Genomic DNA, 13,034 nt, shown 5'->3' on the forward strand with positions numbered 1-13,034 from the left:
TTTCAGGCCGGCTAGCGCCTTGCAGCGATCAACCGACCCACTTCCGTGCGTTGCGGAACATGCGCATCCACGGGCTGCCGCCGTCCGTGGCCTGCTTCCAGGCGTCCGGGGCCCAGCTCATGGTTGCTGCACGGAACACGCGCTCCGGGTGGGGCATCAGGGCCGTAAAGCGGCCGTCCACGGTCGTGACCGAGGTGATACCGTCCGGCGAGCCGTTCGGGTTCAGCGGATAGGCCTGCGTCACCGCGCCCTTGTTGTCGACGAAGCGCAGCGCCACCTTGGCGGCTTGGATATCACCCTGCTGCGAGAAGTCGGCAAACCCTTCGCCGTGTGCCACGACGATCGGAATGCGGCTGCCTTCCATGCCGGCGAAGAAGATCGACGAGGACTGCTCGACCTGCACGGTCACGAAGCGCGCTTCGTACTGTTCCGACTGGTTACGCGTGAACTTCGGCCAGGCATTGGCGCCCGGGATGATCGGGGCGAGGTTGCTCAGCATCTGGCAACCGTTGCAAACGCCGAGCGCGAAGGTGTCCTGGCGGTTGAAGAAGGCCGCGAACTGCTCGGCCATCTGCGCGTTGAACAGGATGGTCTTGGCCCAGCCTTCGCCGGCACCCAGCACGTCGCCATAGCTGAAGCCGCCGCACGCCACGAAGCCCTTGAAGTCGGCCAGGCTTGCCCGGCCGGCGATCAGGTCACTCATATGGACGTCGTGCGTATCGAAACCGGCGCGGTCCATGCTGTATGCCATTTCGAGGTGCGAGTTGACGCCCTGCTCACGCAGGATGGCCACGCGCGGACGGCTGCCGGTGGCGATGAACGGCGCGGCGATGTCCTCGGCCGGGTCGAACGTCAGCACCGGGCTGATGCCAGGGTCCGTATCGTCCTGGAGCAGCTGGTACTCGCTGTCCGCGCAGGCCGGGTTGTCGCGCAGGCGCGCGATGCGCCAGCTGACTTCCGACCAGTTGCGCTGGAGTTCGGCACGGGCAGCGCCGAACACCTTCTTGGCGTCGCGGTACACCTCGAGCTGATCGGTCGCATTCGGCTTGCCGATCACGTGGCTGCAGGCCGACAGGCCGGCTTCGCGGAGCACGCCGAACACCGCGTCGCGCTCGTCGAGTCGCACCTGGATCACGGCGCCCAGTTCCTCGGAGAACAGCGCGCGCAGCGTCTGCTCGTTGCGGCGCTCCGCCACCTGCTGGGCCCAGTTCTTGGCATCGCCATAGTCCTGTTCCTGCGTCGGGTCGAGCGCGAGCATGTCCACGTTCAGGGACACGCCGCAGTGACCCGCGAACGCCATTTCCGCCACGGCAGCCATGAAGCCACCGTCCGAGCGGTCGTGGTAGGCCAGCAGCTTGCCTTCGCGGTTCAGGCGCTGGATCACGTTGAAGAAGTTCTTCAGGTCGTCGGCGTTGTCGACGTCCGGCGCGCGGTCGCCCACCTGCTGCGTCACCTGCGCCAGGATGCTGCCGCCCATGCGGTTCTTGCCGCGGCCCAGGTCGATGGCGATCAGTACGCTGTCACCCTGGTCCGTGCGAAGCTGCGGCGTCAGGGTATTGTCGACGTCATCCACGGCGGCAAATGCCGAGATGATCAGCGACACTGGCGCCACGACTTCCTTGTCGCCGTCGGCGTCCTGCCACTTGGTGCGCATGGACAGCGAATCCTTGCCGACCGGAATGCTGATGCCCAGCGCCGGGCACAGTTCCATGCCAACGGCATGCACGGTGTCGTACAGCTTGGCATCCTCGCCCGCCACGCCGCAGGCGGCCATCCAGTTGGCCGACAGCTTGACCTTGCCGAGGTCCTTGACCGGTGCGGCCGCCAGGTTCGTCAGCGCCTCGCCAATCGCCATGCGGCCGGAGGCCGGTGCGTCGATCACGGCCAGCGGCGTGCGCTCGCCCATGGTCATCGCCTCGCCAGCGCGGCCCTTGTAGTCGAGCGTGGTCACGGCCACATCGGCCACCGGCACCTGCCACGGGCCGACCATCTGGTCGCGCGCGTTCATGCCGCCCACGGTACGGTCACCGATGGTGATCAGGAACGACTTGCTGGCCACGGTGGGGTGGCGCAGCACGTCGCGCACCGCCTGCTCCAGCGCGATGCCGGTCACGTCCACCGGCGGCAGTTCCTTGGTCACGCGGGTCACGTCGCGGTGCATGCGCGGCGGCTTGCCCAGCAGCACGTCCATCGGCATGTCTACCGTGAAGTGCTCCTTGAGCGCGGCGTCCACGTGGGCGTCCACCAGTTGCAGCTGCTGCTCCTCGGTGGCCACGCCGACGACGGCAAACGGGGCGCGCTCACGCTCGCACATGGCCTGGAAGCGCGGGAAGCTGTCCGGCGCAATCGCCATGACATAGCGCTCCTGCGATTCATTGCACCAGATTTCCGCCGGCGACAGGCCCGACTCCTCCAGGTGCACCTGACGCAGGTCGAAGCGCGCGCCACGGCCAGCGCCGTCCACGAGCTCCGGGAAGGCGTTCGAGATACCGCCCGCGCCCACATCGTGGATCGACAGGATCGGGTTGTCGTCGCCAAGCTGCCAGCAGGCGTTGATGACTTCCTGCGCGCGGCGTTCCATCTCGGGGTTGCCACGCTGCACGGAATCGAAATCGAGGTCGGCCGTGTTGGTACCGGTGGCCATCGAGCTGGCGGCGCCGCCGCCCATGCCGATGCGCATGCCCGGGCCGCCGAGCTGAATCAGCAGCGTGCCGGCCGGCAGCGGGTCCTTGTGGGTATGGCCCGCGTCGATATTGCCGATGCCGCCGGCAATCATGATCGGCTTGTGATAGCCGCGCACCGTGCCGGCCACGTTCTGCTCGTAGACGCGGAAGTAGCCGCCTAGGTTGGCGCGGCCGAATTCGTTGTTGAACGCGGCGCCGCCGAGCGGGCCCTCGATCATGATCTGGAGCGGCGAGGCGATGCGGTCCGGCTTGCCGGTCACGCCGGCCTTGTCGTCCGGATTGCGATGGGCCACCGGCTGGGCGGCATCGCGAGCGTTTTCCCAGGCCTCGATGGCGTCCGGCAGCATCAGATTCGACACCGTGAAGCCGGTCAGGCCCGCCTTGGGCTTGGCACCCCGGCCCGTGGCACCCTCGTCGCGGATTTCACCGCCGGCGCCAGTGGAGGCACCCGGGAACGGCGAGATCGCGGTCGGATGGTTATGGGTCTCCACCTTCATCAGCGTGTGGGTCAGCGCCTCGTGCCGGCCGTACTGCTGGTCCGCGCCGCGCGGGAACCAGCGCTCGGCCATATTGCCTTCCATCACGGCCGAGTTGTCCGAATACGCGACGATCGAGCCCTGCGGATTCAGCTGGTGCGTATTGCGGATCATCGCGAACAGCGACTTGTCCTGGCTCACGCCGTCGATCGTCCACGTGGCGTTGAAGATCTTGTGGCGGCAGTGCTCGCTGTTCGCCTGCGCGAACATCATCAGTTCCACGTCGGTCGGGTTGCGGCCGAGCTTGGCGTAGGCGTCGAGCAGATAGTCGATCTCGTCCTCGGACAGCGCGAGACCCATCGCCGTGTTGGCCTCCTCCAGCGCAGCGCGGCCGGTGGCGATGTCCACGAAGCGCAGCGGCTTGGCCGGCAGTTCCTGGAACAGCCCAGCGGCGTCCTCGCGCGAGGCGATCACGGTTTCGGTCATGCGGTCGAACAGGTGCGCGGCCACGGCGGCACGCACGTCGGCGTCCAGCGTCTTGCGGCCACGCAGCAGGCCCTTCTTGCAGATCACGGTGATCTCCACGCCACGCTCGATGCGGTGCACGTGGGACAGCCCGCAGTTATGCGCGATGTCCGTGGCCTTGCTGGCCCATGGCGAGATCGTGCCGAAACGCGGAATCACCACGAAGCGGTCGCCCTCGGTCTGGGCCGTGAACGGCGTGCCGTAGGTCAACAGCGCGGCAATGCGCGACTGGTCTTCGGCGGAAAGCGGGGTGTCGGTATCGACGAAATGCAGAAACTGGCCATGTACCGATTCAATATCGGCATCGATCTGTTTGAGCGTGGCAAGCAGGCGTTGCTGGCGGAAGGCGGAAAGCGCCAAAGCGCCGGGGAAGCACGAGAAATGCGCCATGATCGTAGCGGTCGGGAGGCGTAGGGAGGTCGGGGCTGGCGGCCGCCGGCACCGCTGAGTGGGGAACCGGCTGGCGGGAAACCGCTATTGTACCTTGCCGGGGCCCGCTTTTTGCATTGCGCAATGGGACGGAGGCGGACATGGACGTCCAAATCGGCTGCGACACCGGCAAGTGCAGCGGACGCACCGTTTTAGTGCGCCATGAATCACTTGATTGATAGCCGATGCTTAGAGCGACGTCGCCGAGCGTGCCGCCTGCTCGTACAAGCCGGTCAACACCCGCAAAAGGCGCGCAAGTTCGCCAATCTCGATGTTTTCCTCGCTACCTTCGGTGAAATTGCTGGTCAGGCACTGTTCGCGGATCTCGCGATAGCGGGCGCAGGCCTCGGCGCCGGCCTGCGTGGTGGCGTAGGTGGCCTCTTTGCCCACCCGCTCGCCGGCGACCAGCCCCAGGCCTGCCAGCTTCTTCAGCGCGTAGGTGACAAGGTGGGTGTCTTCCACATTCAGCACGAAGCAGATATCGGCCAGCCGCTTGGCCCGGCCCCGGTGATTGACGTGGTGGAGCACCAGCACGTCCAGGAAGGTCAGGTCGCGCACGCCAGCCGCGCCCATGCAGCGCACCACCCAGCGGCTGTAGGCGTTGTAGGCCGTGTTCAGGCCGAACTCGAACTCGGACAATTCCGGGCTCCGCACCGAGACGAGGTGCGACGATGAGACGATGTTGACGCCGGCGGCGCGGCCCAGCGTGGCGGGAGGCCGGACGGCGGCCGATGGCGCGTCGTCGGACGCGCTGGCCTGGACTGGCTTGCGTGCCATGAAGCAGGTCTCCCTTCGAAGATGAATAAAATTCGTCGAATCACGACAGATTGTTGACGAATTATCGAGGTGAAGTCGGCCTGAGTCAAAAATCCGGCTCAGAACCAGGCGCGAACGCCGGCCACGAAGCGGGTCTCGCCACTGCGGCCACCGGCCGTGCGGACCATGTCGGCGGTATTGCCAAACGACTGGTAGCGCTCCACGCCGACATAGGGTGCGAACTGCCGGCTGATCTCGTAGCGCAGCCGGATGCCGACCGTCCCGCTCGACAGCCCGCTGCCGACGCCCGTCTCCGGATCGTTCTTCCCGTACAGATTGGCCTCGATACGCGGCTGGAGGATCCACCGCTGCGTCAGCAGCAGCTCATATTCCGCCGCCAGGCGCAGCGCGGTGCGCCCTTCCGTGCCGACATAGGCCGTCGCGTCCAGCTCGAACCAGTACGGCGCCAGCCCCTGGATGCCCATCGCCAGCCAGTTCCGGGCCGGCCGGCCATGGCCGACATCGTTCCGGAAGCCGAGTTGGGTGTCCCAGTACGAGCCCACCGCGTGGCCCCAGAGCAATTCCGTGCGCGCATCGTGCACCCTGCCCTGCGCGGCCTCCCCTTCGGCCTTGATCACGAGCCGATTGTAGGTACCGCCGAACCACGCTTGGGCCTCGTAGGCGGCGGCATTGTTGCCGTTGCCGTGCGCCCATTCGAGCCGATCGATCAGCACCGAGCCGAAGGGGTGCTCATCCATCATGTGCAAGGACCGATGGCCGCCCAGTGCGTACTGGCCGACGCCCAGCTGGTAACCATCCGAATACGCGTGCGGGTCGCGCGCATCGGCGGGCGCGCTGCCACCCTGCATCGCATCGTGCTGGGCCAGCGCAGCGCTCGTGCCCAGCCCGGAAAACAGCGCCGCGACAATCATTCTTTTCCGAAATTGCAGCGTCATCATGCCACCACCACTTCGCGGAACATGCCGGCGTCCATATGCATCATCAGGTGGCAATGCCAGGCCCAGCGGCCGAGCGCGTCGGCGGTGACGAGGAAGCTGATGCGCTGCGCGGGCTGAACCGGGATGGTGTGCCGCCGCGCCTGGAAGGAGCCGTCCGGCGCCTCAAGCTCGCTCCACAGGCCGTGAAGGTGCATCGGGTGGGTCATCATCGTGTCGTTGTGGAGGATCACGCGCAGCCGCTCGCCGTGGCGGAAGCGCACCGGCGTCGATTTGCCGAACTCGACCCCATCGAATGACCACGTGTAGCGTTCCATATTGCCGGTCAGGTGCAGTTCGACTTCACGCCCCGGGCCGCGCGGGTCCATCGGGCCGCCGATCGTATACATGTCCGAGAGGGTCAGCACGCGCCGCCCGTTGTTGCGCAGGCCAATGCCGGGGTCGTCGAGGTTGGTGCGGGCCATGTCGACGCGCATGTCGGTGCTCGGGCCGTATTCGGTGCGCGCGTGGAGCGCCTTGGTGCTGGGCACCCGGAGCCGGTCCGGCGCGGCCATGCCGTGCTGGCTGTGATCCATGGCGCCGTGGTCCATGTGCCCCATCGCAGCGTGATCCATCGCGCCGTGATCCATCGCCCCATGGTCCATCGCCCCATGGTCCATGCTGCCCATCATGTCGACCGGGGTGAGCCACTCGGGCTGGTCCAGCGGCGGCACGGGCGCCTCGATCCCATCCCGCACGGCCAGCGTGCCGCGCGCGTAGCCGCTCCGGTCCATCGACTGGGCGAAGACCGTGTGGGCGTCGTCGGTCGGCGTCACCAGCACGTCGCAGGTCTCGCCGGGGCCGAATCGGAATTCGTCCACGGAAACCGGGTCGATGCCCTGCCCGTCCACCTGGACCACCTTGAGCTTCAGCCCCGGAATCCGCACGTCGTAGAACGTATTGCCGGCGCCGTTGATAAAGCGCAGCCGCACCGTCTCGCCAGCGCGGAACAGGCCGGTCCAGTTGCCGGCCGGCGTGACGCCGTTCATCAGGTAGGTCAGCGTGGCGCCCGAGAGATCGGCCAGATCCGTCGGATTCATCCGCATCTGGTTCCACATCTTGCGCTTCTCCAGCGCGGCGCCCAGGCCGTCCTGCGACACATCGCGGAAGAAGTCGCCCACCGTGGGCCGGTTGTAGTTGTAGTAGTCGCTCTGGGTCTTGAGCTTGGACAGGATGCGCATCGGGTCTTCTTCCGTCCAGTCGGACAGCAGCACCGAATAGTCGCGATCCGCGCGGATCGTGTCGTCATCGCCATCGATCACGATCGCGCCGTACACGCCGGTCATCTCCTGGAAGCCGGAATGCGAGTGGTACCAGTAGCTGCCGCTCTGCGCCACCTTGAAGCGGTAGGTGAACGTCTCGCCGGGCGCGATGCCCGGGAAGCTGATCCCGGGCACACCGTCCATCTGGTACGGCAGCAGGATGCCGTGCCAATGGAGCGACGTGGGCTCGTTCAGCCGATTGGTCACGCGGATCGTCACCGTATCGCCCTTGCGCCAGCGCAGCGTGGGACCGGGCAGCATGCCGTTGATGGTCGGGGCGATGGTTTTCCGGCCGGTGAAGTCCACCACCGCGTCCTGGATGACGAGATCGAACTCGGTGCCGCGCAGCACCGGCGCGGTGCCGCTGCCGGCGCGGGCCGGGCCGGTGGCCGCCTGCGCCCATGCCGGCACGGCGCCAACCGCCCCCAGCACGCCGCCTGCCGCCAGGCCCTGAACGAATCGACGCCTTGTCAGGCCGCGCGGCGATGGCAGCAACAGCCCCGCCGGAGATATGGGTCGCATGCAATGAATCCTTGGTGTCTCTTATATAGGCGCAGCCAGCTTAGTGACTTCGCAGTAACCGACAAATGACCCGAACATTACATTCCGGTAATCTTCTTGTCATGTTGAGGGAGCGACATACACTGTTGCCTCGCACGGATGGGAGTGGGCATGAAGCTGCTGGTGGTGGAAGACGAGCCGAAAACCGGGGAATACCTGAGGCAGGGCCTGACCGAGGCCGGCTTCGTCGTGGATCTGGCCGTCAACGGTCAGGACGGCGGGCACCTGGCGATGACCGAGGCCTACGACCTGCTGATCCTCGACGTGATGCTGCCCGGCATGGACGGCTGGCGCGTCCTCCAGACCCTGCGCGGGGCCGGCAACCCCGTGCCCGTGTTGTTCCTGACCGCCCGCGACAGCGTGGCCGACCGGGTCAAGGGGCTGGAACTGGGCGCCGACGACTACCTCGTCAAACCCTTTGCCTTTTCCGAGTTGCTGGCCCGGGTCCGGACCCTGCTCCGGCGCGGCACCGCCATCGTGCAGCTGGACCGCATCGAGATCGGCGACCTTGTGCTCGACCTCGCCCGCCGCCGGGCCACGCGCGCCGGCCGCCGCATCGTGCTGACCGGCAAGGAATTCGCCCTGCTGGAACTGCTGGCCCGCCGGCGCGGCGAGGTGCTGCCGCGCTCGCTGATCGCCTCGCAGGTCTGGGACATGAATTTCGACAGCGACAGCAACGTGATCGACGTGGCCATCCGCCGGCTGCGCGCCAAGATCGACGATGACTTCGAACCCAAGCTGATCCAGACCGTGCGTGGCATGGGCTACGTGCTCGAGGTGCCGGAGGACGAGGCGTGAGGCGCCGATACTCGCTCACCACGCGGCTGACAGTGCTGTTCTCGCTGTCGTCGGCGGTGGTGCTGCTCGGGCTGGCCGGGCTGATCCTCTCGGCCATGGACAGCCATTTCGCCGATGAGGACTACGCGCTGCTGCGGGATAACCTCCGCGTCATCGAAAAATCGCTGGCGGCGGGCGCTTCGCCCCAAGCACTTCATGCGGGCCATGCCGGCGACCCCTACGCGCACCACGCCGGCGTGCTGATCCACCTCCGCGAGCCCGATGGCCGCACCCGCTACGCCACCCCGGATTTTGACTTCACGGCAGCGCTGGCCGCCCGGCCGGTCCACGAAGAAGGCGAAGACCGCCTCGCCTGGCAGCAGGCCGGCAAGCGCTACCGGGGCCTGCGCGCGGCGGTGCCGGCGGGCGATGCCGCCCAGCCCATCGGCGTGATCCTGGCGATGGACACCGACATCCACGAGCATTTCCTGCGCGCGTTCCGCCGTTCGCTGGTGCTCTACGTGGCGCTGGCGGTGCTGGCGAGCGGCCTGTTCGGCTGGTGGGCGGCGCGGCGCGGACTGTCGCCGCTGCGTGCGATGGCCTCGCGCGCCAAGGCCGTGACCGGCGACAAGCTCGACCAGCGCATGCCCGTGGAGGCCGTGCCGGTCGAGATGGCCGCCCTGGCCGCCGACCTGAACGCGATGCTGGCGCGCCTGCAGGACGACTTCCGCCGGCTGTCCGAATTCTCGTCGGACCTCGCCCACGAACTGCGCACGCCGCTGACCAACCTGATGACGCAGACCCAGGTGGCGCTCTCGCAGCCGCGCGACGCGGCCCGCTACCGCGACGTGCTGGCCTCGAACGTCGAAGAGCTGCAGCGCCTGTCGCGCATGGTCTCCGACATGCTCTACCTCGCCAAGATGGAGCATGGGCTCGACCTCCCCCACAAGGAGTCGATCTCGATCGGCACCGAGGTGCTGGCCCTGTTCGAGTTCTACGAGGCGCTGGCCGAGGACAAGGGCATCGCCCTGCGGCTGGTGGGCGACGCGCGCATCGACGGCGACCGCCTGATGCTGCGGCGCGCGCTCAGCAACCTGCTGTCGAACGCGCTGCGCTACACCCCCGAGCGCGGCAGCGTCACGGTCACCGTCACCCGGCAGGCGGGCGAGGTGGAAGTCGCCGTGGAGAACGATGGCCCCGGCATCGCGCCGGACCTGCTGCCCTCTTTGTTCGACCGCTTCTTCCGGGGCGACAAGTCGCGCGCCCGGCCGGAGTCCGAGACGGTGGGCCTGGGGCTGTCGATCACCCGCGCCATCGTCGCCGCGCACGGCGGCAGCATCTCGGTGCGCTCCGCGCCTGGCACCACCCGTTTCGCGATGCAATTCCCCCCGCCCGCCCGCGAGCCGGCCGCGTCCTGACCCGCGCGGCGCGCCCGCCACATCCAGACGAACCCTATCTGTCGGCGCCGGGCGCTTCTTGCTACCCTGTGGATTCCCGAAGCCATGCCCGGTGCGCAGCCACTGGGCACGGCCCTTGCATTCGAAGCCATCGTGCAATGCTCACCGCGCGGCGACCGAGCCAGAAGCCGCGCGCGTGATCGCGGCGTACGTCATGTCTCAGACAATCGAACCCTGTATTGCCTGATATCTGACGCGCGCCCGGTAGTTCCAACCCGCGCAGTCGGGCAGGCGCCCACGCGCAACACCAGGAGAGATCGAGATGCGAGTCAAGGCAATGGCAGTTGCGGCGGCAGCCCTGCTGCTTGGCAGCACGGCAGCATGGGCGGACACCAAGTGGGACCTGCCCACCGGCTATCCGGCCACCAACCTTCACACCGAGAACCTGCAGCAGATGGCCAACGACGTGGAAAAGGCCACCGGCGGCAAGCTCAAGATCCTGCTCCATCCCAATGGCTCGCTGCTCAAGGCCAACGAAATCAAGCGCGGCGTGCAGACCGGCCAGGTGCAGATGGGCGAGATCCTGATGTCCACGCTGGCCAACGAGAACCCGGTCTTCGGCGTGGATGCCGTGCCATTCCTGGCCACCAGCTACGCCGATGCCTTCCAGCTCTGGCAAGCCTCCAAGCCGGTGACCGAGAAGGTGCTGGACCGCCAGGGCATGAAGTTGCTCTACGCCGTGGCCTGGCCGCCGCAGGGCATCTACGCGAACAAGCCGATCAACAGCGCCGCCGACATGAAGGGCCTGAAATGGCGCGCCTATAACCCGGCCACGTCGAAGATCGCCGAACTGGTCAGCGCCCAGCCCGTGACGATCCAGGCGGCCGACCTCGCCCAGGCACTCGCCACCGGCACGGTCAACTCGTTCATGTCCTCCGGCGCCACCGGCGTGGACACCAAGGTCTGGGAATCGGTCAAGTACTTCTACACCGTGGACGCCTGGCTGCCCAAGAACATGCTGGTGGTCAGCAAGAAGGCCTTCGCCGCGCTGGACAAGCCCACGCAGGACGCCCTGCTCAAGGCCGTGGCCGATGCCGAGAAGCGCGGCTGGCAGGTTTCCGAGCAGAAGACGCGCGACTACCTGGCCACGCTGGCGAAGAACGGCATGACCGTGGCACCGCCCTCGCCCCAGCTGAAGAGCGATATGCAGAAGGTTGGCCAGGTCATGGTCGACGAATGGGCCAAGAGCGCCGGCGACGACGGCAAGGCCATCCTCGGCGCCTACAAGAAGTAACCCCCATGACCACTCCGTTGCCTGACAAGCGCTGGCTGGATCGCTGGCTGGACTTCTGCGCCGTGCTGGGCGCGCTCTGCATCCTTGCGGTGTGCATCGTCATGATCGCCATGTCGATCTCGCGCGAGACCACCATCACGCTCAAGGGCGGCGACGACATCGTCGCCTGGCTCTGCGCCGCCTCGGCCTTCCTCGTCCTCGGACAGACCTTCCAGCACGGCGGCATCGTGCGCGTGGAGATGCTGCTCGAGGCCGTGGGGCCGCGCCGCCGCTGGATGCTGGAGCTGCTCTCGCTCTCCATCTGCCTGCTGTTCGCCGGCTACGCGTCCTGGGCGCTGGGCACCTTCGCCTGGCAGAGCTGGGATATTGGCGATGTGTCGCAGGGGCAGATCGTGATTCCGCTCTGGATTCCGCAGAGCTTCGCCGTGATCGGCGCGGTGGGCTTCCTGCTCGCCGTGGCCGACGAATGGCTGCGCGTGGTGCGGCGCCTGAAGCCGCGCTACCAGCTGGCGCAGGAGGCCAAGCTGGCGTCGGGCGACTTCGGGGAGACGATCTGATGAGTACCGTTGTCGTCGCATTGATCCTGCTGGTCGTGCTGGTGGTCTTCCTGGCGGTGGGGACGTGGATTCCGGTGGCCATCGCGGTCACCTCGTGGGTGGGGCTGGTGGTGTTCTCGGACCACGATGCGCTGGTCAACCTCGCCAACGCGTGGTGGTCGTCGAGCGCCTCCTACACGCTGGCCTCGCTGCCGCTGTTCGTGTGGATGGGCGAGATCCTGTTCCGGACCAAGCTGTCCGAGCAGATGTTCTCGGGGCTCTCGCCCTGGCTCAACTGGCTGCCGGGCCGGCTGATGCACGTGAACATCCTGGGCTGCGGCATCTTCGGGTCGGTGTCGGGCTCGTCAGCGGCCACCTGCGCGACCATCGCCAAGTCGGCGCTGCCCGAGTTGACCCGGCGCGGCTACGACGAGCGCATGACGCTCGGCTCGCTCGCCACGGCCGGCACGCTGGGCATCCTGATTCCGCCGTCAATCACCATGGTGGTGTACGCGGTATCTGCCGATGTGTCGATCATCCGCGTGTTCCTGGCCGGCTTCCTGCCCGGGCTGCTGCTGATGGTGCTGTTTTCGGGCTACATCGTGGTCTGGGCGCTGATGAACCCGAAGCGCGTGCCGCCCGCCGAGACCTTCGGCTGGCGCTCGCGGCTGGCTTCCATCCGCCAGTTGATGCCGTGCATCGTGCTGATCGCGTTCATCACCTGGATCATGATGGCCGGCTACTCCACCGCCACCGAGGCCGCGGCCTATGGTGTGGTGGCGTCGCTGGCGCTGGCCTGGATGGGCGGGTCGCTCACGCGCCGCGCGTTCTGGGACAGCCTGATGTCGGCCACGCGGCTCACGGCGATGATCATGTTCGTGCTGGGCGCCACCTCGTTCCTCTCGGTGACCATGAGCTTCACGGGCATTCCGCGTGCACTAGCGGAGTGGGTGGCGGCGCTGCACCTGTCCCCGTGGGCACTGATCGGCGTGCTGACGATCATCTACATCGTCCTCGGCACCGCCCTGGACGGCATCTCGATGATCGCCCTGACCACTGCCACGGTACTGCCGATGGTGCAGCAGGCCGGCTTCGATCTGGTATGGTTCGGCATCTTCATCGTACTGCTGGTGGAGATTGCCGAGGTCACGCCGCCGGTCGGGTTCAACCTGTTCGTGCTACAGAGCATGACCGGCAAGGACAGTAACTACATCGCCCGGGTATCGCTGCCATTCTTCATGATGATGGTGCTCGCCATCGCCATCGTGACGGTCTGGCCGGCCGTGGTCACGTGGCTGCCGGACGTGGTGATGGCGAAGGAGCTGAAGTAGCGGCGGCGCCA

The 13,034-nt window shown here is 67.0% G+C and carries 9 protein-coding genes; 5 read left to right on the top strand and 4 right to left on the bottom strand.

What is annotated here, in order from left to right; genetic code table 11:
- Positions 1-28 precede the first annotated feature (28 nt).
- The 4 genes from purL to AC1DEL_RS03655 form a co-directional block, all read right to left on the bottom strand.
- Positions 29-4,075: a phosphoribosylformylglycinamidine synthase gene (gene purL / locus AC1DEL_RS03640; RefSeq protein WP_477125223.1), complete on the bottom strand. Its 4,047-nt coding sequence runs from the start codon at positions 4,073-4,075 to the stop codon at positions 29-31.
- A 228-nt stretch (positions 4,076-4,303) separates the two neighbouring features.
- A complete protein-coding gene (locus AC1DEL_RS03645; protein ID WP_092293110.1) occupies positions 4,304-4,891 on the bottom strand; it encodes a winged helix DNA-binding protein in 588 nt (195 codons plus the stop codon).
- Between the two features lie 98 nt (positions 4,892-4,989).
- Positions 4,990-5,826 (bottom strand): copper resistance protein B, encoded by an 837-nt coding sequence (locus AC1DEL_RS03650; protein ID WP_477110269.1) that lies wholly within the window; start codon positions 5,824-5,826, stop codon positions 4,990-4,992.
- Entirely contained in the window at positions 5,826-7,649 is a 1,824-nt protein-coding gene (locus AC1DEL_RS03655) for a copper resistance system multicopper oxidase (RefSeq protein ID WP_477125224.1), read from the bottom strand. The genes AC1DEL_RS03650 and AC1DEL_RS03655 overlap by 1 nt, the downstream gene beginning before the upstream one ends.
- Positions 7,650-7,799: 150 nt before the next feature.
- Here AC1DEL_RS03655 and AC1DEL_RS03660 point away from each other — a divergent pair, with 150 nt between their 5' ends.
- The 5 genes from AC1DEL_RS03660 to AC1DEL_RS03680 all read left to right on the top strand — a co-directional run bounded on the left by AC1DEL_RS03660 (position 7,800) and on the right by AC1DEL_RS03680 (position 13,023).
- The gene (locus AC1DEL_RS03660) at positions 7,800-8,486 is read left to right on the top strand and encodes a heavy metal response regulator transcription factor (RefSeq protein WP_092293104.1); all 687 of its coding nucleotides are present in this window, start codon (positions 7,800-7,802) and stop codon (positions 8,484-8,486) included.
- Positions 8,483-9,883, top strand: a complete 1,401-nt coding sequence (locus tag AC1DEL_RS03665) for a heavy metal sensor histidine kinase (protein WP_454757027.1) — start codon at positions 8,483-8,485, stop codon at positions 9,881-9,883. Before AC1DEL_RS03660 ends, AC1DEL_RS03665 begins: the two co-directional genes overlap by 4 nt.
- Positions 9,884-10,184: 301 nt before the next feature.
- The gene (locus AC1DEL_RS03670; RefSeq protein ID WP_092293100.1) at positions 10,185-11,156 is read left to right on the top strand and encodes a TRAP transporter substrate-binding protein; all 972 of its coding nucleotides are present in this window, start codon (positions 10,185-10,187) and stop codon (positions 11,154-11,156) included.
- Positions 11,157-11,161: 5 nt separating this feature from the next.
- On the top strand, positions 11,162-11,713 hold the full coding sequence (locus AC1DEL_RS03675) for a TRAP transporter small permease subunit (protein WP_092293098.1): 552 nt from the start codon (positions 11,162-11,164) through the stop codon (positions 11,711-11,713).
- Positions 11,713-13,023, top strand: coding sequence for a TRAP transporter large permease (locus tag AC1DEL_RS03680; protein WP_441591054.1), 1,311 nt, complete (start codon positions 11,713-11,715; stop codon positions 13,021-13,023). Before AC1DEL_RS03675 ends, AC1DEL_RS03680 begins: the two co-directional genes overlap by 1 nt.
- The last annotated feature ends 11 nt before the right edge of the window (positions 13,024-13,034 follow it).

It is taken from the genome of Cupriavidus sp. 10L43_2, assembly GCF_056395265.1.

Bases quoted from the DNA above. Each gene is read 5' to 3' on its own strand.
- purL (WP_477125223.1), bottom strand. From the start codon at position 4,075: ATGGCGCATTTCTCGTGCTTCCCCGGCGCTTTGGCGCTTTCCGCCTTC.
- AC1DEL_RS03645 (WP_092293110.1), bottom strand. From the start codon at position 4,891: ATGGCACGCAAGCCAGTCCAGGCCAGCGCGTCCGACGACGCGCCATCG.
- AC1DEL_RS03650 (WP_477110269.1), bottom strand. From the start codon at position 5,826: ATGACGCTGCAATTTCGGAAAAGAATGATTGTCGCGGCGCTGTTTTCC.
- AC1DEL_RS03655 (WP_477125224.1), bottom strand. From the start codon at position 7,649: ATGCGACCCATATCTCCGGCGGGGCTGTTGCTGCCATCGCCGCGCGGC.
- AC1DEL_RS03660 (WP_092293104.1), top strand. From the start codon at position 7,800: ATGAAGCTGCTGGTGGTGGAAGACGAGCCGAAAACCGGGGAATACCTG.
- AC1DEL_RS03670 (WP_092293100.1), top strand. From the start codon at position 10,185: ATGCGAGTCAAGGCAATGGCAGTTGCGGCGGCAGCCCTGCTGCTTGGC.
- AC1DEL_RS03675 (WP_092293098.1), top strand. From the start codon at position 11,162: ATGACCACTCCGTTGCCTGACAAGCGCTGGCTGGATCGCTGGCTGGAC.
- AC1DEL_RS03680 (WP_441591054.1), top strand. From the start codon at position 11,713: ATGAGTACCGTTGTCGTCGCATTGATCCTGCTGGTCGTGCTGGTGGTC.